Source organism: Desulfuromonas svalbardensis (genome assembly GCF_055389415.1).
This window is the reverse complement of record NZ_AP042416.1, coordinates 1,429,637-1,452,144: the sequence shown is the minus strand read 5'-3', so window position 1 is coordinate 1,452,144 and position 22,508 is coordinate 1,429,637. Positions and strand designations below refer to the sequence as shown.

Sequence of the window (22,508 nt, the reverse complement as noted above, 5' to 3'; positions counted from 1 at the left end):
ATTCACATCAAAACGCGTCTTAACCGCCGTAGGAGTGAAGTCCCGCGAGCAGTAGGTTCACACCAAGGTAGCAGAAGATGGTTGCAATAAAGCCAACAATCGACAGAATTGCAGCCCGACGTCCTGCCCAACCACGAGTAATCCGCGCATGGAGAAATGCTGCATAAATAAACCAAACAATCAGGCTCCACGTTTCCTTCGGGTCCCAACTCCAGTACGTTCCCCAAGCATAGTTAGCCCATGCTGCACCAGTGATAATTCCCAACGACAACAGTGGGAAACCAATCATTATGGCTTTGTAGTTCAGATCATCGAGAATTTTAGCACTAGGGAAAATCCCCACGATACCGCCTGCAGGGGAGTCCGAAGCATTATCCTCTTTGCCAACCTTGATCAGATACATGATTGACACACCACACGCGACCGCAAATGCAGCATAACCGAGAAAGCAGGTGATAACATGGTATGTCAACCAGTTACTTTGCAATGCGGGTACCAGTGGTGAAATCGTTGAATCTAAGCTTAATTGCGCCCATGTCATCGCTAAAAATGCAAAAGGGATAACAAATGCACCGACCGATTTTTGCTTGTAACGCAGATCAATCAATAGATAAATCAGCAAAATGGTCCACGAAAAGAAAACCACCGACTCATAAAGATTTGACAATGGCGCATAACCAGCACCACCTGGGATCTGGTATGTTTCATACCAGCGCAACCCTATGGCATACGTTTGCACCACAAAGCCAGCATAAGCGAACAGTGTTGCTAACTTAGCAACAACCATACTGCGCGTTGCTAAGTAGCCGATAAAAAGTATCATTGCTGCAAAGTAGCCGATGGTAACAAAGTTAAATAACTGACCACTACTCATAATAAGTAACCCTCCTCGCGATGCTAGTCTTGTGCTAACGCATCACGAAATTTGTTTTTAAGTTCATCAAAATAGAGTTCAAAACCGGGTTGATTCCTATGGGCCGAACCAACAAGTCGAACGCCAACCTTACCGTTTTGATCACTCAATACAATCCATATTCTACGATGAGAGAGGAAGAATGCAACTAAACAGCCCACAATCATCAGTGTGCAACCTAACCAAACAACCCAGACACCCGGATCTTTGGTGACCTGCAAACCAGTATAATAAAGTTGATCAAAATCAACGAGGGTAAAAACGTAAGCCCCTTGTCGTTCATCATCAAACTGAGGAAAGTTTTTAAATACGGTAACAGTGCGCGGCTCACCATCTTTAGGCACCACTTGAAGCCGTGCGGCTGGACCGAAATTACGGAACGATGCAGCAAAATCTTCGACCTTAATCGTGTCACCGTTGGGCAATTCTACAATTTCACCCTTAGCTAACGAGAAGGCATCAACCTTGTCTTCACCACGCACTTTAACCTTAATTGAAACCACTTCATCACCAGCAGGACCAAAGCTAGACTGATAAAAAGTAAGTCCTTTATACGAAAGCGGATCGTTAACAATGATCGGCCGACGATCAATGACCACTTGACCTTCATCAATAACGGTCAACACGCTGCGATACTCTTTTGGCCGTTGCGAATTTCCGTAATAACTTACGGAAAACTCTTCGCAGCGGACACTAAAATCAATCGGCAATGGGGTTTGGCCATTTCGTAGCCAAATCCGATCAATCGAGCCCCCTTCGGGAATATTTACAAACCCTTTAAAGCCGTAAATATTACCAATAATTGCTCCTAAGAAAATGATCAAAATCGATAAATGGGTAATATAAACACCAAATCGAGCATATTTCATTTTATCAGAATAAAGGAACACCTCACCCGCTTTTTCATTCTCCTGTGGAGCTGAAAATTCTTGGGACAAGAAGCCCTTCATCCGGGCGGTAACAGTTGCGATATCGCCCTTAACCACTGTCTCATCGGCATTGGAAAAGGTTTTAAGCACCTGTTGACTTGGCGTCAACAGTGGATTGTGAACAACCTTCCACACCCGTGGAAATCGTTTAACTGAACAACAGATCAAGTTGATACAGAACAACACTAGCAGCCCAATAAACCACCAGGAATGGTACATATCAAAACATTGAAGTTGATCTAATAAATTATACGTTTTCTCGCTAAAAACCCGCAAGTACTCTTGTCGAGAAAGATTCTGTTGAATCACGGTACCGATGATTGATGTCGCCGCAAGCGATATCAAAGAAAATATCGTCAGCTTCAACGAACAGAAAAAATCCCAGATTCGGCCTAACACGCCACGCTTTTTTGCACCCAAGTCGGGTCTCCTTTATTTAAAAATAGATGGACTACAGTCCATCTGCTGCTAAACGCTGCTGAAGTTTGTCGCTCTTCAAAGCCACTGCCTCAGCCATCTCTTTACGTGAAATTATTAATTTATCAGCGAGCTCGGTATTGCTAATAGCCAAAAGTTGCACAGCGAAAATAGCTGCATTTTTTGCTCCAGCTTTACCGATAGCCATGGTTGCGACAGGGATGCCACCAGGCATCTGTACGGTTGCCAACAACGCATCAAGACCTGCAAGCGCTGAACTATCAATCGGAACTCCGATAATAGGCAATGTCGTTTCAGCGGCAATGACACCAGCAAGATGAGCGGCTGCTCCTGCACCAACAATTAAGGTCTTAATGCCACGCTGTGCTGCGCTTGCTGCATATTCAGCAGTCCGTACAGGAGAGCGATGAGCACTACTGACGATCAACTCATAGGCAACGCCAAACGACTTGAGAACCTTCGCAGATTCAGCCATCACAGGATAGTCTGAATCGCTACCCATCAAAATTCCTACTACAGGTTGTTTTTCCATTGTGATCTTGTTTCCTTTTACTCTTGATCGATTATGTTTTAGCGATTTAACGCTTTTTGACCAATATCAGTTCTAAATTGAGCACCATTCCAGCTTATTTTTTGCGTTCCCTCGTAGGCTTTTTCGATTGCCGAGGCGACATCATCGCCCCAACCTGTCACCCCGAGAACACGACCACCTGCGGTAACAATGTTGCCATTGATCTCAGCAGTACCAGCATGAAAGACTCTAACGCCTTCAACCGCATTTGCATCATCAATACCAGAGATAACATCGCCCTTAGCGTAATCAGCAGGATAACCACCTGCCGCCATCACGACACAAACCGAAGCACGATCATACCATTCCAACGCCTTGGTTGTCAGTTCACCACGCGCACAATCAAGCAATACCGGTACAACATCCGACTTCATGCGTGACAATAATGGTTGTGCTTCAGGATCACCAAAGCGTGCATTAAATTCCAACACCTTGAAATCATCATTTTCGATCATCACACCAATAAACAAGATTCCACAGTAAGGGCAACCCTCAGCCGCCATGCCGTCAATCGTCGGCTGAACCACCTCGGCAACAATTCGCTCATAAAGTGGAGCTGTCACAACGGGTGCAGGAGAGTAGGCCCCCATACCACCAGTGTTAGGACCTTTATCACCATTAAAGATTTGCTTATGATCTTGCGCCGAGGCCAAAGGTAAAATATTTTTACCGTCAGTAAAGGCAAAAAAGGATGCTTCCTCACCAGTAAGAAACTCTTCAATAACGACCGAATCACCAGCATCACCAAATGTTTTCCGTACCAGGATATCGTCGACCGCATCAATTGCTTCTTGCTCAGTTTGGGCGAGGATAACCCCCTTGCCCGCAGCCAAACCATCGACCTTAACAACGATTGGAGCACCCTGTTCGCGGATATATTCTACAGCAGCATCGCGATCACTAAAAGAAGCATAGGCCGCTGTAACGATATTGTACTTGGCCATTAAATCCTTCGAAAAGCCCTTGCTACCCTCTAACTGGGCCGCAGCCTTACTCGGGCCAAACACCGCTAAGCCTTCAGCTTTAAAACGATCAACCATCCCTAATGTCAACGGTAGTTCAGGGCCAACAACGGTTAAGTCAATCTGGTTCTCTTTGGCAAAAGTACACAGACCATCAATATCGTCAACAGCTAGGGCGACATTTTCAGCAGCATCAGCAGTACCTGGGTTACCCGGGGCGCAATAGATCTTATCTACCAGTGGTGATTGGGCAATTTTCCACACCAAAGCATGTTCACGACCACCACCACCTACGACCAAGACCTTCATAACTCTATCCTTTTCATAATAAACGGAATCCCTCTGTAGCGAATAGCAGAGGGATACGTTTGGTCATTTAATTTAGCCCTAAACATCCCATAAGCGACTAACATACTTGAGGGAACAAGGATTCTATCGTTTGTTATGCTAATAAGACAGCGTCAAACTACGCACATCTAGAGGGTAATTTGCACAGTCGCTTTCGTCTTACTAATGACGGAAGTGACGCATTGTCGTGAACACCATGGCAATGCCATGCTCGTCCGCAGCAGCGATCACCTCTTCGTCGCGAATAGAACCGCCCGGCTGAATAACCGCCTTAATGCCAACAGCAGCGGCATTATCTAAACCATCGCGAAATGGGAAAAATGCGTCCGAGGCCATAACAGATCCCGTGACATCAAGTCCTGCGTGCTCGGCTTTAATGGCGGCAATACGCGCTGAGTTAACACGACTCATCTGTCCTGCACCAACACCTATAGTCATCGCATCTTTGCCATAGACAATGGCATTTGACTTAACAAATTTAGCCACTTTCCAGGTAAACAACAGATCCTTCATCTCTTGATCGGTTGGTTGACGCTTGGTCACCACTTTCAAGTCATTATACAATGCGTGATCAGCATCTTGAACTAAAAGGCCACCATTGACACGTTTGTACTCGAAACGATCAGCAGGTTGATCTGCCCACTCACCGCACGCTAACAAGCGGACGTTCTTTTTGGCTTTAATAATTTCAATGGCTTCTGCACTGACAGTTGGAGCAATAATGACCTCAACAAACTGGCGATCAACAATTGCTTGAGCTGTTTGCGCATCGAGTTCACGGTTAATAGCAATAATGCCACCAAAAGAGGATTCAGGATCAGTACTAAAGGCGCGCTCATACGCCTCAAGGATCGTTTCACCAACAGCAACACCGCACGGATTTGCATGTTTCACAATGACACAAGCAGGGCTATCGTTGAATTGTTTTACACACTCCAAAGCCGCATCGGTATCACCAATATTGTTGTAAGAGAGCTCTTTTCCTTGCAACTGCGTTGCCGTTGCGATGCACGCCTCACTGATATTCTTCTCAACAAAGAAAGCAGCTTTTTGGTGAGGGTTCTCACCGTAACGCATCACTTGCTTTTGTTGGAATTGCAGACTCAATGCCGCAGGGAAGTCATCCACACCTTCACCTAATCGGCTACCTAGCCAGTTTGAAATAGCACCATCATAGGCAGCAGTATGCTGATATACTTTTACCGCCAAACCAAAGTTGGTCTTTTCACAGACTGCGCCACCACTGGTCTTCATCTCAGCAAGTACGGTTGCATAGTCAGCACAATCAACAACGACAGTGACAAAACGATTATTTTTTGCCGCACTACGGAGCATCGTTGGGCCACCAATATCGATATTTTCAATGGCATCAACGAGAGTGCAATCAGGCTTAGCAACGGTCGCTTCAAAAGGGTAAAGGTTAACCACCACCATATCGATCGGCTCGATATCGTGCTCGGCCATCTTTGCCACATGCTCAGGATTATCACGCAAACCTAGAAGGCCACCGTGAACCTTTGGGTGCAATGTCTTAACCCGACCATCCAGCATTTCGGGATAGCCTGTATAATCAGAGACATCAACAACGCTGACACCCTCTTTACGTAACAAACTGGCGGTTCCACCGGTTGAGAGGATTTCAACACCATAAGAACTGAGTTCACGAGCAAATTCAACCACACCCGTTTTATCTGAGACACTGACAAGAGCACGCTTAATAGTAGCCATTTGTTTCCCTTTCGTACGACGACTGTTAAAATTCAAAAAACAATTAATTGATGTATAAAATGAATTACCAACCTTCACGCTAGCTCAGATTGTCGATAATTCGTAAATCGTTATTTTTACGCTGTTACCTTGCCAGACACAAGATAAATCGCCCTTTTCCTGCGCTAATCTGCGTCATTTACTCTATTTGGGAAATTAATGGCTGCCACAAAGGCCGTTTCGAAATGGGGCGTTCCCGACAACGGATAAGGTCGTAGCGAATCGGTAAGGGCCTGGACCTCGGCATCAACATCTGCATCATGAGCGTTTAGCACGTAGCGGCTTAAGCCAGCAAGAACACCACCACCGTAAAAGGTTACTTTTTTAATCAAACTTTCGGGCAGCATCCCAACAGCTGATAACACATTGCGCCCAATGGAAAAACCCAACGCACCTGTAACCACCGCAGCCGACAACTCATCACTGGTAATTCCAGCACGAGCAAGCAAACACTCAGCGCCGGCATACACAGCGCCCTTTGCTAATTGAAATTGACGGATATCATCCTGAGTCAACTCCAACCTTGTTTTGGCATCACGATACAAACAGATCGTTCGCCCCTGATCATTGTGACTGATATAACGCGACAGATTCGTCGCCACATCATCAACATCAACAATAGTGCCGCCTGTGTCAATAAGTCCCGCAGCAAGCATGATACTCATGGCTTCAGTTAAACCACTGCCGCACAATCCACACGGCAAACCACCACCACGAACCTCAAGCACGATCCGATCATCTTCCAATGACACACCCGTTACCGCCCCCGCTGAGGCAACCATGCCGCAGGCAATATTCCCACCTTCGAAAGCTGGACCCGCAGCAACAGAGGTCACCCACCACTTTCCACCAGCATACAATGCCATTTCACCATTGGTACCGACATCGACAAAAAAAGTTTTATCGGCACAGGGTGCAAAGCCATACAACACAGCAACAAGGTCACCACCAACATAACCGCTGACAAGGGGAAAAAGAAAAAGTGGTACCGGCAGGCAATCGAGTTGAAGCCGTACAGAGGAGTATGATGGGGGCCGATGCGGTGGATAGAGTAAGGACTCAACGGGCAACCCTTGCAACAAACAACTTATCGCAGGATTCCCTGCTGCAGCGGCACGAACTATATGTGCGCGTGAAGCGTGGCATTGATCGAGAAGCAGGGTCACCAGTTCATCTATGCCGTCCTGCAAAGCGAGCTGAAGGGCAGCAGCATCTCCTGCAATGGATGCCTCCATTCGCCGTAACACATCGGCACCAAAGACACCTTGAGGATTAAACAAAGTCGCTTCAGCACAGAGTTCACCGTCGGCACGGAATAAACGTCCCGCAAGAGCGGTAGTACCAAGATCAAGAGCTAGTAACAATTCATTAGCCATGTCCACTCCTATCGTTATGCGGGACTGTTGGGTGCTGCCTCAGTCTGATAATAGCGCGGCACCCGCTTGCTGATCTGACAAAACACCTCGTAAGAGATCGTACCAATCTGCTCAGCCCACTGCTGCGCCGAAACACACTCATCGCCATCACAACCCAGAAGTGTTACCTCATCGCCAGCGCATACGCCGTCAATATCGGTTACGTCAAGAAGAGTCCAGTCCATACAAACGGTTCCAGCGACGGCCACCCGTTGACCACGAACTAAAGCGGTACCACTATTGGACAACAAACGATTGTACCCATCGGCATAACCAACAGGTATGGCAGCAATGACTGAGGGTCGCTCAGTGATAAAATGAAGTCCGTAAGAAACGCCACACCCTACAGGCAAGGTTTTAAGGTGAGCAATCTTAGTGCGTAAACTCATGACAGGCCGCAGCGCTAATGCGTGCGCGCTAAAAGGTTGACCACCATAAAGAGCGATCCCCGGCCGAACAAGATTACAGCCCTTCGCCACTTGGCTAAATGTTGCAGCACTATTGGCAGCATGAATATAACGTGGAGAAAATCCCGCATCACGCACCTGTTGAACACATTCCAAAAACAGTTTCAACTGCTGAGAAGTATACGGATGATTCTCTGAATCAGCCACAGCTAAGTGGGTCATCACACCATCGAGAACAAGAGTGTCAGAACACTGAAACTGCGCCAAAATCTCCTCAAGATTGGCAGGCATAACACCTAAACGACCCATTCCAGTGTCAATTTTTAAATGGCAACGGCAACGACAGCCTGCCCTACTTGCGGCCTGCTCTAAACGTTGCAACTGCTCCGGCTCGAACACCGCCACCTGCAAGTTTTGGCGAAGAATAAGATCTTCCTGTCCAGGCCAAGGACCACCCAACACAAGAATCGGCATTTCAACGCCCGCATCGCGAAGCTCAACACCCTCTTCCGCAATGGCTACACCTAGAAGATTAGCGCCAAGTCGCTGCAATATCTTAGCGACTTCTACCGCACCATGGCCATAGGCATCAGCCTTCACAACGGCTAACACACCACATGCGACAGGCAGCTGTTGCCGTATCATTTGGTAATTATGCTGAAGGGCAGTTAGGTCAATCTCCACATGTGTTGGTCGCTGTATAGTCATAGTCAACTCAAGGGTCTTTGTTTAAGGCTAAAGAGGCAGCTTAATCGGTGTGAATGAAAAAAGGCCGCTTAGCGGCCTTTGTCTATAATAAGTTGTGTCATTTTATTAGCATGGTGACCAGCGACTGTAAAGAGCGATTCATCACTTAAACAAGATCAATCAGAATCTTTATCTTCGCTAACCAGCCACGTCGTGGCAACATCATTCGCTGAAAGAGGCTTACTGAAATAGAAGCCTTGAACTTCATCACACTCACGACCCTGAACAAAACCAAACTGTTCCGCAGTTTCAACCCCTTCAGCCGTAACATCTAAACCTAACCGTTTCGCCATGGCAATGGTCGCTTCAACAATGGCCCGATCATCAGGGTTACTTTGCAAATCAGCAATAAAGGATTTATCAATTTTCAAACGGCTGACAGGCAGGTTTTTCAGACAGCTTAACGACGAATAGCCGGTACCAAAATCATCAATAGCCATATGAATGCCTAAATCACGCAGCTTATTTAAAGTAACAACTGCCTCATCGACATCATGCATGACAACGCTTTCAGTGATCTCAAACTCTAGCAAATTGGGATCAACTCCAGTTTCCTCAATGAGTCCGCAAACAACATCAACAAAATCATCCTGTGTAAATTGTCGGCCAGACACGTTGACGCCAACACGAAACGGCAACCAACCGCTCTTCGCCCAGATAACGCATTGCTCAAACACTGTCCGCATCACCCACACCCCCAGAGGGAGTATCAAATTTGTCTCTTCCGCCAATGAAATGAATTGGTTGGGAGGAATAATACCAAGGTTAGGGTGTTGCCAGCGCACCAACGCTTCAACACCAGCAATTTGATTGGTCACCAAATCAATTTGCGGTTGGTATTCAACAAAAAATTCATTCTCATCCAAAGCACGGCGCAAGTTCGACTCTAGATCCATGCGCGATACAGCCTTGGCGTTCATCTCTTCAGAATAGAAACGGAAGGTATTGCCCCCCGCATCCTTTGCTGCATACATTGCCATGTCGGCATGGCGAAGAAGATCCGTTGGATTGGTACCATCCTCAGGGCACACAGCAATACCAATACTGGTTGAGCTAAACACCTCACGCACATTCAGGTCAAAGGGCCGCGACAACTCTTCAAGAATTTTTGTCGCAATATGCGGCATGTTGTCAGCACTTTTATAACCAGAAAGGATCACGACAAATTCATCGCCGCCAAGTCGAGCCACCGTATCATTTTCACGCAAGCAATGACGCAAGCGATCTGCCGCTTGACACAACATCTCATCGCCAACGGCATGGCCCAACGTATCGTTAACCCCTTTAAATCGATCCAAATCTAAAAACATTAGCGCAAAAGGTTTTTCAAGGCGATGAGCATTAGCCAGCGCCCGATCTAGGCGATCATTAAACAGGCTGCGATTAGGCAAACGAGTCAGACTATCGTAATAAGCAAGTTCACGAATCTTAAATTCTGCCTCTTTACGTCGAGTAATATTTTGAATAACAGGAACAGTATAAAGAGGTTGACCTTGTTCATCGAAGAACCACGTTGATGACAACTGTGCCCAAAACAACGTACCATCTTTGCACAAATATCGTTTTTCACAGACAATCGACCGTGATTTATTAGCTAAGGCAATATTTCGTCGGGAGAGGGTCTCTTCAACATCATCGGGGTGGGTAATATCGGTGATTTTAAGTTGCAGAAGCTCACTTTCAGTGTAACCTAAAAACTGACAAAAAGCTGGATTCGCTTGTAAAAACAAGCCATCAGGAGCCAACATTGCTATCCCGGCAACAGATGATTCAAAAATCGTGCGGAATCTCGATTCAGACGTTTGCAGTGCTAACTCAGTCTCTTTACGGACGGTAATATCACGAAAGAAACCCTGAATCCCCTTGGGCTTGTCCCCTTCTAGATATAACGAGATACTTCCTTCGGCGACCACTTTATGTCCATTTTTAGCCTTAAACTGGGCTTCAAAACAGGGAACATTGCCCCCCTCAAGTAGCAACTGAATCCTCGACTGACAATCACAGTGAAAATCTTCGTGAAGGAGATCAAAAAAATTCAACCCCGCTACCTCAGCCACATCGTAACCGAGAACCTCGCGCCACATGCGGTTAACGTAGATCACACCTCCATCAAAACCGACAACTTGGATTAAGTCATTACTATTTTCTACTAAGCCTGCGTATTCCAAAATACCCCCTGAAGAGTCATCAACAAGCTGCCCCTTCAACCAGTTTTTTTCTTTCAAATGACCCAAAAAGCCACTAAGGTATGCACAAAAGGTTCAAACTATTTCATCAGCCAAACACCCACCGCACCCAAACATAAATAAATTCGTCAATTACAGTACACCACAAAAACAATAATTGACAATGAGTTTCTCCGTCAGTTCATTAAAGGAGCTAAATTTATAATTTTTCAGTACACAACCTCCCCATTCAGTATCAAACTCAAATGGCACCATTTATTTAAAAATTGCCCTTACCACTGTCGAGAGCTACAACCAAACAGGGTCTTGAGTACACCAAAGGCAAACCAATTGTTGCAAGAAGAACATTGACATGAGTTTTCGAATCCACTAGGCTCGCACGACCATACTCAATACTATTTACAGAGATGGCTGCTGGGGGAGTGAAGCACTGAGAGCTCTAATTGATAGAGCGACCCTTGGAACCTGATCCGGATGATGCCGGCGTAGGGAAGCGACCACACAAACACCAATTCCGGTGTTTTGACCGCACCCATTCCGGCTGTGGTTTTTTATTTATGACACATACTTTAGATTTGAAAACAACTCGAAGCGCGATTCACGGTGTGTATTTAATTACCGATGACCGCGATGCCGCACAGCTGACCAACCATGTTGAGCAGGCTTTGCGCGGCGGTGTACGCATTGTCCAATATCGCGACAAGGTTCGTAATCGCAGCGAAAAACTGCAATTGGCCATCATTTTGCGTGAACTCTGCCATCGCTATCAGTCCCTGTTCATCATTAATGATAACGTCGAACTAGCTCGCGATTGCGGTGCCGACGGCGTCCACCTTGGTCAAAAAGATGGTAGCATTGCCGACGCACGTCAGGTTATTGGTAACAATGCCATTATCGGCGTATCAACCCGCACCGTTGACATGGCAACCACTGCAGAGCAACAGGGTGCCGACTACATTGGCGTCGGCAGTGTTTACCCAACTGGAACAAAACTCGATGCTGTCCACATTGGTTTGGCTGGATTAACAGCGATTCGCGCAGCCGTTCAACTGCCCATCGTTGCCATCGGCGGCATTACCACCACAGCACTTGCTGATGTGATCGGTGCGGGAGCAAATGCCGCAGCCGTCGTCTCTGCTATTATGGCTGATCCGCAACCAAGCGTTGCAGCAAAAGAGATGAGCTTGCAGTTTAACATCAACAACCCACGCTCCCACGGGCGTGTTCTCACCATTGCAGGTTCAGATTGCAGTGGCGGCGCAGGCATTCAAGCAGACCTGAAGACAATTAGCCTTCTCGGTTGCTACGGCAGCAGTGTCATCACCGCCCTAACGGCGCAAAACACCCTCGGCGTCAGTGCCATTCACGCCCCTCCAGCAAAATTCATTCAACAACAACTGCAAGCGGTACTCAGCGATATCGGCACCGACATCATCAAGACAGGCATGCTATACAGTACTGAGATCATCGAGACCATCGCTGACACCTTAACCGATGACACGCTACTGTGCGTGATCGACCCGGTGATGATTGCCAAGGGTGGTTCGAACCTGCTTCAACAATCAGCGGTTGATGCTTTCATCCAACGCTTATTACCCAAAGCCTATCTCTTGACACCGAACGTACCTGAAGCCGAAGCGTTAACGGGGATCACCATTAACGATTTCGACTCAATGGAGAAGGCGGCACGTCAACTTCAAACAATGGGTGCACGCAATGTCCTTCTTAAAGGTGGCCATCTCGAAGGTGACCCCATCGACCTACTTTTACAGGGCGATGAATGTTACCACTTCAGCGGCAAACGCATTGACACACCGCACACTCACGGAACAGGATGCACCACGGCTTCGGTCATTGCCACCCTATTAGCTCAAGGGACACCACTCTATCGTGCCGTAGAACAGGGCAAACAGTTTATCACTCACGCGATCATGACCGCCCCCCAACTAGGGCAAGGACATGGACCAATTAATCATTATACCGCTTCACTTAACCATGTCGGCCAGCAACTGGCCGCAACCAACAAGGAAACACTGTCATGACATTAATGGAATCTGCCCGCCAAGGGATCATAACCGATACGTTACGCCAAGCCGCAGAAGCAGAAGGCATTGACGCAGAAAAGCTTCGCGCTCTCGTTGCAGAAGGCACTGCCTGCATCTGTCACAATGTAAAGCGGAAAAACGGTATCCCTCTTGCTGTTGGTAAAGGGATGACTACCAAGGTCAATGCAAATATCGGCACCAGTAAAGATGATACCAGCATCGACAACGAGATGGAAAAAGCTCGCGTTGCCGTGGCTGCTGGCGCACACGCCCTGATGGATCTGTCAACAGGTGGCCCTATTGATGAGATTCGTGCTGCAATCATTGCCGAAACCGAGGCCTGTATCGGCAGCGTGCCCCTCTATCAAGCTGCTGTTGACACCGTTGCCAAAAAGAAAAAAGCAATGGTCCAAATGACTGTCGATGAGATCTTTGACGGCATCAAAAAACACCTCGATGATGGCGTTGACTTCATCACTGTTCACTGTGGTGTCACACAGCTGACCCTTGACCGCATGGATCAAGAGGGCCGCATCATGGACGTTGTTTCACGCGGCGGTTCCTTTACTGCTAAATGGATGGCCTTCAATAAAGCTGAAAACCCTCTCTATGAGCACTATGATCGTTTGTTAGAGTTGGTCCGTCCTTACGACGCCGTACTGTCGCTCGGTGATGGGTTCCGCCCAGGTTGCCTCAGCGATGCCACCGACCGTGCTCAAATTCAAGAGTTACTTATTCTTGGTGAATTAACCAACCGCGCTTGGGATGCAGGGATTCAGGTGATGATCGAAGGGCCAGGCCATATGCCACTTGATCAAGTTAAGGCAAATATTGAGCTACAAAAACAAATCTGTCACGGTGCACCGTTCTACGTGCTGGGACCTTTAGTAACTGACCTTGGTGCGGGCTACGACCACATCACTTGCGCCATCGGTGGTGCGATTGCCGCCTCGGCTGGGGCTGATTTCTTGTGCTACGTTACTCCAAGTGAGCACCTATGCTTACCTGACGTGAAAGACGTTCACGAAGGGGTTATCGCCTGCCGTATTGCCGCCCACGCTGCTGACATTGTTAAGCAGGTTCCCGGTGCGATTGAAAAAGATCACGCCATGGCACAGGCGCGTAAGGACCTTGACTGGGAAAAACAATTCGAACTTGCACTCGACCCAGCAAAAGCCCGCGAGCGTCGTGGATCAAACGTTGCTGCTGATGAGCACGGTGCATGCACTATGTGCGGTGACTTATGTGCCGTTAAGGTGATGGATGAACGTCGTGAAGAGTTAAATAAAAACAAGTAATCATCAAAACAACAATTCACCTGTTACGCAAAAAAGCGCCGCTTTGAATTATCAAAGCGGCGCTTTTTCTTTAAATAAAAAGAGCGCACGAGAACCGCACAATATCGACTTTAAAAAGCCTGCTACACTGGTTTTACATTATAAGTTGATTGCACAAAACCGACATCAAACGATTTGGTGGCAACGTGTTCAAGGGTAATATCTTTTTTAACACTGCCAAACAAGGGGATTCCACTGCCAATGACTACAGGAACGGTGGTTATCGTCACATCAGTTATAAGGCCATCAGCGAGAAATCGCTGAATGGTGATCCCTCCGTCAACATAAAGATGCTTCTGACCTTCACCCTCTAAACGGTTACATAACTCTTCAAGTGATTCTGAAGTAGTGGAAACCTTGTGATCTGGATCATCGGGAAATTCGATCTGTGTGCGACTCAAAACAATGACAGAAGCTGTGCCGTATGGCCAACCACCGAAGGATAATACTTTCTCGTACGTATTCCGCCCCATCACAATAGAATCTACAGATTGCATAAATTGAATAAAGCCAAAGTCCTCGCTGTCTGGAACATTGGCATTAGCGGCATCGAGCCAATCAAGGTCACCGTTTTCCCTAGCAATATAACCATCTAAACTTGTTGAAATAAACACCGATATTTTAAGACTCATATCCTATCCTTTAAATAAAAAATCCACTGTAAAACTGATCTGAGCATCACATTAAAAACCATAACACATTAAAACAAAAAATCTAGCACACGCCCTACTGCTGATAATCACTCTTGGTCTTTTCCACTTGCTCGGCATAGTGAGCTAACACAGCACGGCGTGACAACATGAATAGCACTTCATCAGGATGAACGGAATCCACCACAGGGATCTCTTCAAGGTTTCGTGCAGTGATTTTCTTCATCACATCGGTCAAGTGATCCTGCGGCGTGGCATAAATCACCTGACTTGTCGCAATATCTCCAGCAACGACTAAACCAGGCGGGATCTCCTCGTTAAGAATGCGTCGAATATCATTGAGTGAAAAAATACCGACCATTTTTTGGTCGGAATTAACAACAGGAAAGTATGCATTCTTTGCGGCCGAAATTTCTTGTAACACATTCGGCAACGTCATTTCAGCAGGAATAAAGGTTGGCTTACGCCCTTTGCTTGCCAATTCGGAGACAGTAATTCCTTCAAGTACGTCGATAACAAAATCACCAAAGTGGGCAGGTGAATCAATACGGGCAGGTACTTGTTTTTCATAGATACTATTACGGCGCATGGCGATCATTGCCACCACGCACACCAGCATGAGCGGAGCAAGCAAGCCATAGTTACCCGTTAGTTCGCTGACCATAATCAGTGTCGCAATGGGAGCGTTAGCAACTCCAGCGAAGAATCCTGCCATACCAACCAAAACATAGGCTTGGGGATCTTGCGTTAAATTCGGAAATACTACCTGTGCTGTCGCGCCAAAAGCACCGCCAAGCATGGCACCAATCACTAGACTTGGCGCAAAAACTCCGCCAGAACCACCCGATGAAATGGTCAAGCTGGTTGCTAAAATCTTAGCTAGAGCAATCACCAACATCACCCACAGCGCCACATTACCATACAGTGCCGACTGCACCCAACCATAACCTGAGCCAAGAACTTGCGGCACAGCCATCGCTAACAGGCCAAGGAGTAGGCCGCCAACTGCGGGTTTTAACCAGTCGGGTATCGCTAAGCGCTTAAAGAGATTGCGCATGCCATAAAACACTTTGACATAACCGACGCCAAGCAGCGCGCAAACAACACCAAGGACGAAAAAGATTAACAATTCGCTCGGTTGTTCAAAACGAAAATGGGGCGTAGCAAGAAGAGGTTCCCAGCCTGTTACGGCACCAAACAATGAATAGGCAATAATGGAGGAGATAATACAGGGGATTAAACCCTCATGTTCAAACTCAGGGTCACGATAGAGCACTTCCACGGCAAATAGAGCACCGCCAAGGGGAGAGCGAAAGGTAGCGCCAACACCACCAGCCATACCGGCGAGGAGTAAAATTCGTCGATCAGAAACGCTCAAGCCTAAACGCGTGGCCACAAAAGATCCAAATCCTGCGCCAATTTGGGCAATCGGTCCTTCTCGCCCTGCGGAACCACCTGTGCCGATGGTGGCAATAGAAGCAATAGATTTAACAATAGGCACCCGAGCACGAATTAGACCACCGCGTTGATGAAATGCTTCGAGGGCACCATCGGTTCCGTGCCCTTCAGCTTCTGGGGCATACGTATAAACCAGCCAGCCACTAAATAGCCCACCGATCATCGGCAACAGATAAAGATACCAGCTGGTATTCATTTTCAGAGAATCAATATAGGGTGCAGCGGCATCAACAGCAACCCCTTCAACTGGCGGCTGATAATGACCCACACCGTGGAGCATTAAATGGTCAACAGCATTGGTAGCATAATAAAAAGCCAACGCTCCCGCTCCAGCCACAATACCGACTAATGCAGAGAGAATTAACAATCTAAAGCCTGAACTACCTAACTGATTTTTCCATCGTCTAAATTGTGTTACAATTGCTCGCAACTAAGCACCTCATGACCACGAAAATATATATTATCAAACTGAAAAGTGGTGGCATTAAAACAGATCAACCACACCGACTACAAGGATTAAGTCACAAACACAACAAATCATTATTTAAGCAGCGGTATCCGCAGGATCCTTCACACAATCAGTATGAACTATTTAGAAGTGAGTTAAAAATGACACGAGTCAGCCTGATCATCCCATTCCTCATTCTGAGTCTATACCTTGGCGGTTGTGCAGTTAATCCTGTTACGGGAAAAAATGAAATCGCATTGATGTCTGAAGCTGCCGAAATCAGCACTGGCAACAAGCAATATCTGCCCAGCAGACAGATGCAGGGTGGCGACTACAATGTTAACCCTGAGGTTGTTCAGTATGTACAGCACGTTGGCAACCGTTTAGCTGCAGTCAGTGATCGTCAACTACCATACGAATTCAACGTGATTAACGATTCGACACCCAATGCATGGGCACTACCTGGTGGCAAAATTGCAATCAACCGTGGTCTACTAACAGAACTTAATAGTGAAGCTGAACTTGCCGCAGTTCTCGGACATGAAATCATTCACGCAGCGGCACGCCATGGTGCGAAGGGGATGGAGCGCGGCATGCTGCTCCAAGGGGTCGTTTTAGCTGCAGGAATGGCATCACAAAACAGTGAGTACTCTGGCCTTGCTGTGGGCGGAGCAGGTGTTGCAGCTCAATTGATTACCACTAAATATGGCCGCTCGGCAGAACTTGAATCCGATTTTTATGGCATGAAGTATATGGCTAAAGCGGGTTACAATCCACAAGCTGCTATTGATCTTCAACAGACATTTGTCCGTCTGTCAGAGGGTCGTGATTCAAATTGGCTCACAGGTCTATTCGCCAGCCACCCTCCTTCGCAAGAACGCGTCGATGCAAACCGTCTCACCGCTTCCACCCTGCCAACGGGTGGCATAATTGGCCGCGAACGCTACGCGGCAGCCATCTCTTCGTTACGCAGCGACCAAGACGCCTATAATGCCTTTGACGCTGGCCGAAAAGCTCTTAACGATGGCGACACAGCTCTCTCCCTTGCGCTGGCCCAAAAAGCGCTTAAACTTCAACCACGCGAGGCCCTGTTTCATTCCCTACGTGGCGACATTCGCTTTAAACAGCAGCGTTATCACGATGCCATCATTAATTACAATCGGGCGTTACAACACAACAACAACTATTTCCACTATTATCTTCAACGTGGACTGGCCAACCTTGAATTAAATCAAACGACTCTAGCCAATAGTGACCTTGAAAAAAGCATTGAACTACTGCCAACGGCACCAGCGTTAAATGCCCTTGGCCAAATGGCACTAAGTCAAGGTGATAGTAGCACCGCTAAACGCTATTTCACCTCAGCAGCAAGCTCAAACTCTACCGCAGGAAAAGCGGCCAACCAATCATTGATCAAGCTAGATTTACCTGATAATCCACATAGATATATACATGTTCAAATGCTTAGAGATCAGAATGACACCCTTCAGCTACGGGTGATGAATACCACCCAAATGACAGTAAACAAAATACGTATTGTTGTACAATTCACTGACAAAAACGGGAAAAAACACCAACGTCAACTACAACTCCATCGTTCCATCGTTGGGAAAGAGAGTGAGACTTTGTCTACAGGAATTGGCCCACTTACAAAGTTGACCCAATTTCGCGCCCAAGTAACACGGGCAAAGATCGTAGAGAAATAAGGGCCCGTCCCGCCAACTCATAAATCAACACAATGCCCTCGTTCGCTATTTGAGAGAACGGGGGGATGTTACTAAAGAATTCAGAATTTACAGCAGATATCGATTTCAATTGGATTACAGCAACAGCGCGCAATACAAAGGGTCACGACCACCAAGGGGAACGTGCAGAATTCATCCAACGTGTCAAACTCTCAAAACTATTAAAACCAAAAAGATAACGTCACGACGATGCACCAACTGTGCAGATACACAGATAAAGATTGTGGTTCATGTGTTAAACAAATGCGGGTGTTACGGTATTAAAGGTTGCCATAACTGGTTAGTATCATAACCATCAAATCTTGTTGTGGCAGGCGAGATTTGAAACTCCTTTCTTCCTAAAATATATAAAACACAAAGCCGATTCGGAGCCTCCCTGAATCGGCTTTGTTGCGTTTAGCAGTCCCACTCCCCTTTTCTTCCATCGCTTACGCCCAACACAACGCACAGCCCTAATCTATCTACTTGTAAACATTAATATTGGCAGGGTAATTTAAGTTATGAAAAAAATGGATGTGCGAAAAAAAATAATGCTCTTAATTTTTTATTCAAGTGGTTATCCTGCTACTAGGACTCGGTTTTTTATATCTTCTTGAACACTATCAAGCGCGTCAAACTACCCTTGCCAATGTCACAACTTCGCTAAAAAAAACCATTACACGTGACACCAACGACACTCAAGAACGTTATTCCTCACGCATAAAAGGATTTGTCAAAACGAGCGATAAGGTTGTAAACGCTTTTGCTCAACAAGACCTTGATGCACTTCAGTTAGCCCTTAAAGACAAAATCAAAACCTTAGAGAAAGCGGATTCATTTTTTAATTCGATCACTTTTGTTCTTGCTGATGGGACGGTATTCTACCGTAGCGCACAAACTCAAGCCTCTTTTGGCAAAGCTTGGGACATCCCTTTTGCGACAACCTCCTTAACAAAACAAGAACCAATAGGGGGACTAGTACTTGCTCGGTGGGGACTCGCTTACCGGTTTAGTCACCCTGTTTATGCCAACCAAGAATATATTGGCATGATTGTCTTTGTCATAAAGCCACTGCGAGCTTTGACACAGATGAATGAAATTTATGCGGTGGATAGTGGGATTTTTGTTTTCAATGACAATTTGCGTGCGGTACAAAAAACAAGCGACCGCACGTTTAGCAACATGACCCTCATGGCAAGCATCGGCCAGTCATTTGATGACCTGCAATTAAGCGGAAAGCTTTTACTCGCTGAAAATGGCGAACAGTTTTCCTACTTAAATCAATCCTATCTAAAATACAAACCGGTTCCAATCGTTAATTACCTTGGTGAAAAAATCGGCTTTATCGTCTCAGCAAAAAACATGACAATTGGGCGCCATAATATGGTTCAAACCGTTACCCGCGGTGCAATCCTCAGTACGATTATCATCATAATCACCATGTGTGTGCTCTACTTTGGTCTTGGCATCATTTTAAAACGACTGCACTTACTTAACGCCGAACTTGAGCAACGCGTTGAAACACGAACAATTGAACTCCGTGAGGTCAACAAGCAGCTGGAGCAGCAGGTTCTTGAGCGCACCGAGGCACAACAAGCTCTCCAACTGCTCTGTCAACAAGATGGCTTGACAGGGATCTCGAATCGGCGCCATTTTGATTCAATACTTGAACTAGAATGGAACACTGCAATTCGAGAAAAAAGAAAACTATCGGTACTTATGATCGACATCGACAGCTTTAAAAGCTTCAACGATAACTATGGCCACATCGAAGGTGACCAATGTCTTCGTGTCGTATCGAAAGCCCTTGAGTATCACCTACGCAGATCAAGAGATCTTGTTGCCCGCTTTGGTGGCGAGGAATTTGTTTGTTTGCTACCTGAAACAGAACTATGTGATGCAAAGTCTATGGCTGATAAACTTCGCGCCGAAATTGAAGAGCTAGCGATCCCCCATCTTTATTCTGACGCCGCAAACGTTGTCACAATCAGCATTGGTGTTTGTTGTATGACTCCACTTGTCGATGAGATTTACCAACTGATCTTAAGTCGAGCCGACGAAGCAATGTACATCGCTAAAAACAAAGGTCGAAACCAAGTGCAATGCTATAAATTTTAAAAGGGGTGCAGCCCTAACAGGACGCCCCCCCCTTTTTCAAACTTTTCCAGTCAACCACATCTCTAGCGATCAAGTAATCCTTGCGGATCGAGTCCGACGCGAAACCCGCCCCAATGTCGCCCATTTATCATGATTGGCAGCGATAAGTCACTAACCACCTGCCCCGTATCACGGCAATAGGTTTGCAACACAAAGTTTTTTTTGTTGCGGGCTGCAGTTAGACCAACAGGGTCATCAAACATCCGCTTATCGCGACTATTGACAAGATCTTGCTCAGGGTTTCCCGTTAACTGTTGTGAATAAAAACTGTTATGGGTGGGCGCATAGCCATTCCTATCAACACAAAGACAAAACAACCCACCCTTAGCCCGGCTAACAACTTCATCGTATGTTGATTGCAACTGTTGCTCAAAAAAATTATCGTAAGCCGTTGAATACTTAACAGGGTTGGTACCTAGGATGGGTTGGTAATTGGCATCAAAGACATTTAACCCCTTTGACGCATAGTCACTAATCCTCGTTTGCAACTGATCCCTTACGCGGCGAGCGAGTTCGAGCGTCTGCTCAAAGTTACCGCGACCAACCTTAAAGTTCGACACTGTTTCCTGCATTAACTGAGTCGTCGCATTCAAATCATGGGTAAAATCAGTCGCCTCTCCCATCGCCTGAGCAACGGTACCGCTAAGTTGCTTCACTTGACTAATGTTCTGATGCACCATCGTCGAAGCTGCCGAGAGTTCCTCAACCGAAGCACTAATTCGATGCAGACTATCATGGGTTTGTTCAAAATCATTGACCATTTCAGTGAATTGATTGCAGGAATCTTCGACCACCTCTTTAGTTGAAATAATATGCTTCGAGATGATGGCCGTACCTTTTTGAGTCTGCTTCACCCCTTCAATCATATCGTGAAGTGTCACTGAGATATTATTGGTGGCATCGCTTACCTGAGTGGAGAGATTCTTAACCTCTTCAGCAACCACAGCAAACCCTCGCCCAGCCTCACCAGCACGAGCTGCTTCAACAGCCGCGTTAAGAGCTAACAAACCTGTTTGATTAGAAATGCTTTGGATCAAACCGACAACTTGCTCAATCCCCTTCGATTTCTCATCCAACCCTTCTACGGTTTTGACAAAATCAGTCAAAGTGGTATCCACCTCAGCAATATGCTCAGTGGCTTGCTGGAGACGCCCCAACGAGCGACGAGCCTGATCAAGCTGCTCAGATGTACTCGCTTGAATGGTCTGCGAATTATCTGCAATTTCACCTGTAGCCCCCGTACTTTCAGCACTACTTGAATAAATCGCATCGGACAGCTCACCCTGCTGGGTTGAAATTGCCGCTGTTTCGCTCACCTGCTTACCAACGGAAGCGGAGCGAACTGCAATCTGAACCCCTTGCTGACGGACAAGCCCAATTATGTCACGTAATTTATCCATGAAATGATTATAGCCTTTAGCCAAATCACGAATCTCATCATGAGTTTCCAAAGGAACATCAATGGACAGATCTCCTTCACCGCTACCGATAGATTCAAAAATTGTAGTAATATTCTGAATCGGTCGAACAATCATATAACGTAGGAAAATGATCTGAATAATACAGACGAGAACACTGACAGCAACAACAACGATCAACCACTGTTGCGCCGTGTGATGAATAGCAACAATACCCGAAGTTATCTCAGACACAGATTGCGAATTGCGCATCACCTCAGCAACAGCACTTTGCTCCCAACTCATAACGCCGTATGACGCAAGAACTGCGAACAAGAGAAACAACATGTTGCCCGTGATTTTTTTAGTCAGTGAATTAAAAAACTGTTTCTCTAAGCCTTGATAGGCCTCTTTGAGCATTCCCATCTGTCCCCCTTAAACAATTCAAAACAACACTATTACAATGATTGAGCTACAACTTAGCTCTCATCATATTCAACAACGATGAATAAATCAAACACTGTTTGCTAATAGTTAATTTTAGATTATTAAAGGAGAAATCGTTGATTATTTGCGAGGTTTGGTTGGTGCTTACACCAGAAGGTAAAA

The 22,508-nt window shown here is 46.4% G+C and carries 16 protein-coding genes and 1 riboswitch; of the genes, 5 read left to right on the top strand and 11 right to left on the bottom strand.

Annotation, left to right across the window (positions count from 1 at the left end; genetic code table 11):
• Positions 1 to 19: 19 nt before the first annotated feature.
• The 8 genes from ccsB to ACZ5KY_RS06395 form a co-directional block, all read right to left on the bottom strand.
• A complete protein-coding gene (ccsB, locus tag ACZ5KY_RS06430) occupies positions 20 to 874 on the bottom strand; it encodes a c-type cytochrome biogenesis protein CcsB (protein ID WP_464243075.1) in 855 nt (284 codons plus the stop codon).
• A gap of 23 nt (positions 875 to 897) precedes the next feature.
• The gene (gene resB, locus ACZ5KY_RS06425; protein WP_464243074.1) at positions 898 to 2,262 is read right to left on the bottom strand and encodes a cytochrome c biogenesis protein ResB; all 1,365 of its coding nucleotides are present in this window, start codon (positions 2,260 to 2,262) and stop codon (positions 898 to 900) included.
• Positions 2,263 to 2,293: 31 nt separating this feature from the next.
• The gene (gene purE / locus ACZ5KY_RS06420; protein ID WP_464243073.1) at positions 2,294 to 2,812 is read right to left on the bottom strand and encodes a 5-(carboxyamino)imidazole ribonucleotide mutase; all 519 of its coding nucleotides are present in this window, start codon (positions 2,810 to 2,812) and stop codon (positions 2,294 to 2,296) included.
• A 38-nt stretch (positions 2,813 to 2,850) separates the two neighbouring features.
• Positions 2,851 to 4,122 (bottom strand): phosphoribosylamine--glycine ligase, encoded by a 1,272-nt coding sequence (gene purD / locus ACZ5KY_RS06415; RefSeq protein ID WP_464243072.1) that lies wholly within the window; start codon positions 4,120 to 4,122, stop codon positions 2,851 to 2,853.
• 201 nt (positions 4,123 to 4,323) lie between these two features.
• The gene (gene purH, locus ACZ5KY_RS06410) at positions 4,324 to 5,889 is read right to left on the bottom strand and encodes a bifunctional phosphoribosylaminoimidazolecarboxamide formyltransferase/IMP cyclohydrolase (RefSeq protein WP_464243071.1); all 1,566 of its coding nucleotides are present in this window, start codon (positions 5,887 to 5,889) and stop codon (positions 4,324 to 4,326) included.
• 164 nt (positions 5,890 to 6,053) lie between these two features.
• Entirely contained in the window at positions 6,054 to 7,304 is a 1,251-nt protein-coding gene (locus tag ACZ5KY_RS06405; protein ID WP_464243070.1) for an ASKHA domain-containing protein, read from the bottom strand.
• A gap of 14 nt (positions 7,305 to 7,318) precedes the next feature.
• Positions 7,319 to 8,458, bottom strand: a complete 1,140-nt coding sequence (gene alr / locus ACZ5KY_RS06400) for an alanine racemase (RefSeq protein ID WP_464243069.1) — start codon at positions 8,456 to 8,458, stop codon at positions 7,319 to 7,321.
• A 155-nt stretch (positions 8,459 to 8,613) separates the two neighbouring features.
• Entirely contained in the window at positions 8,614 to 10,665 is a 2,052-nt protein-coding gene (locus ACZ5KY_RS06395) for an EAL domain-containing protein (RefSeq protein ID WP_464243068.1), read from the bottom strand.
• A gap of 424 nt (positions 10,666 to 11,089) precedes the next feature.
• Positions 11,090 to 11,192, top strand: a riboswitch (TPP riboswitch).
• A 48-nt stretch (positions 11,193 to 11,240) separates the two neighbouring features.
• Here ACZ5KY_RS06395 and thiD point away from each other — a divergent pair.
• Positions 11,241 to 12,725: a bifunctional hydroxymethylpyrimidine kinase/phosphomethylpyrimidine kinase gene (gene thiD, locus ACZ5KY_RS06390; RefSeq protein ID WP_464243067.1), complete on the top strand. Its 1,485-nt coding sequence runs from the start codon at positions 11,241 to 11,243 to the stop codon at positions 12,723 to 12,725.
• Entirely contained in the window at positions 12,722 to 14,026 is a 1,305-nt protein-coding gene (thiC, locus tag ACZ5KY_RS06385) for a phosphomethylpyrimidine synthase ThiC (RefSeq protein WP_464243066.1), read from the top strand. The genes thiD and thiC overlap by 4 nt, the downstream gene beginning before the upstream one ends.
• A gap of 122 nt (positions 14,027 to 14,148) precedes the next feature.
• On the opposite strand, the gene ACZ5KY_RS06380 is transcribed toward thiC, so the two are convergent.
• Together ACZ5KY_RS06380 and ACZ5KY_RS06375 are read right to left on the bottom strand one after the other, a co-directional pair.
• Positions 14,149 to 14,697 (bottom strand): dihydrofolate reductase family protein, encoded by a 549-nt coding sequence (locus ACZ5KY_RS06380; RefSeq protein WP_464243065.1) that lies wholly within the window; start codon positions 14,695 to 14,697, stop codon positions 14,149 to 14,151.
• 94 nt (positions 14,698 to 14,791) lie between these two features.
• A complete protein-coding gene (locus tag ACZ5KY_RS06375) occupies positions 14,792 to 16,603 on the bottom strand; it encodes a chloride channel protein (RefSeq protein ID WP_464243064.1) in 1,812 nt (603 codons plus the stop codon).
• A 179-nt stretch (positions 16,604 to 16,782) separates the two neighbouring features.
• Between ACZ5KY_RS06375 and ACZ5KY_RS06370 the strand changes: the two genes are divergently transcribed.
• The 3 genes from ACZ5KY_RS06370 (at position 16,783) to ACZ5KY_RS06360 (ending at position 20,463) form a co-directional block, all read left to right on the top strand.
• The gene (locus tag ACZ5KY_RS06370) at positions 16,783 to 18,327 is read left to right on the top strand and encodes a M48 family metalloprotease (RefSeq protein ID WP_464243063.1); all 1,545 of its coding nucleotides are present in this window, start codon (positions 16,783 to 16,785) and stop codon (positions 18,325 to 18,327) included.
• Between the two features lie 65 nt (positions 18,328 to 18,392).
• Positions 18,393 to 18,545: a YfbK domain-containing protein gene (locus ACZ5KY_RS06365; protein ID WP_464243062.1), complete on the top strand. Its 153-nt coding sequence runs from the start codon at positions 18,393 to 18,395 to the stop codon at positions 18,543 to 18,545.
• A 373-nt stretch (positions 18,546 to 18,918) separates the two neighbouring features.
• The gene (locus tag ACZ5KY_RS06360) at positions 18,919 to 20,463 is read left to right on the top strand and encodes a diguanylate cyclase (protein WP_464243061.1); all 1,545 of its coding nucleotides are present in this window, start codon (positions 18,919 to 18,921) and stop codon (positions 20,461 to 20,463) included.
• Between the two features lie 62 nt (positions 20,464 to 20,525).
• Here the strand turns inward: ACZ5KY_RS06360 and ACZ5KY_RS06355 are convergent, their stop codons facing one another.
• Positions 20,526 to 22,325, bottom strand: a complete 1,800-nt coding sequence (locus ACZ5KY_RS06355) for a methyl-accepting chemotaxis protein (protein WP_464243060.1) — start codon at positions 22,323 to 22,325, stop codon at positions 20,526 to 20,528.
• Positions 22,326 to 22,508 lie beyond the last annotated feature (183 nt).

Coding starts and splice junctions, on each gene's coding strand:
- ccsB (WP_464243075.1), bottom strand. CDS start 874: ATGAGTAGTGGTCAGTTATTTAACTTTGTTACCATCGGCTACTTTGCA.
- purE (WP_464243073.1), bottom strand. CDS start 2,812: ATGGAAAAACAACCTGTAGTAGGAATTTTGATGGGTAGCGATTCAGAC.
- purD (WP_464243072.1), bottom strand. CDS start 4,122: ATGAAGGTCTTGGTCGTAGGTGGTGGTGGTCGTGAACATGCTTTGGTG.
- purH (WP_464243071.1), bottom strand. CDS start 5,889: ATGGCTACTATTAAGCGTGCTCTTGTCAGTGTCTCAGATAAAACGGGT.
- ACZ5KY_RS06405 (WP_464243070.1), bottom strand. CDS start 7,304: ATGGCTAATGAATTGTTACTAGCTCTTGATCTTGGTACTACCGCTCTT.
- alr (WP_464243069.1), bottom strand. CDS start 8,458: ATGACTATACAGCGACCAACACATGTGGAGATTGACCTAACTGCCCTT.
- thiD (WP_464243067.1), top strand. CDS start 11,241: ATGACACATACTTTAGATTTGAAAACAACTCGAAGCGCGATTCACGGT.
- thiC (WP_464243066.1), top strand. CDS start 12,722: ATGACATTAATGGAATCTGCCCGCCAAGGGATCATAACCGATACGTTA.
- ACZ5KY_RS06380 (WP_464243065.1), bottom strand. CDS start 14,697: ATGAGTCTTAAAATATCGGTGTTTATTTCAACAAGTTTAGATGGTTAT.
- ACZ5KY_RS06370 (WP_464243063.1), top strand. CDS start 16,783: ATGACACGAGTCAGCCTGATCATCCCATTCCTCATTCTGAGTCTATAC.
- ACZ5KY_RS06365 (WP_464243062.1), top strand. CDS start 18,393: ATGTTACTAAAGAATTCAGAATTTACAGCAGATATCGATTTCAATTGG.
- ACZ5KY_RS06355 (WP_464243060.1), bottom strand. CDS start 22,325: ATGGGAATGCTCAAAGAGGCCTATCAAGGCTTAGAGAAACAGTTTTTT.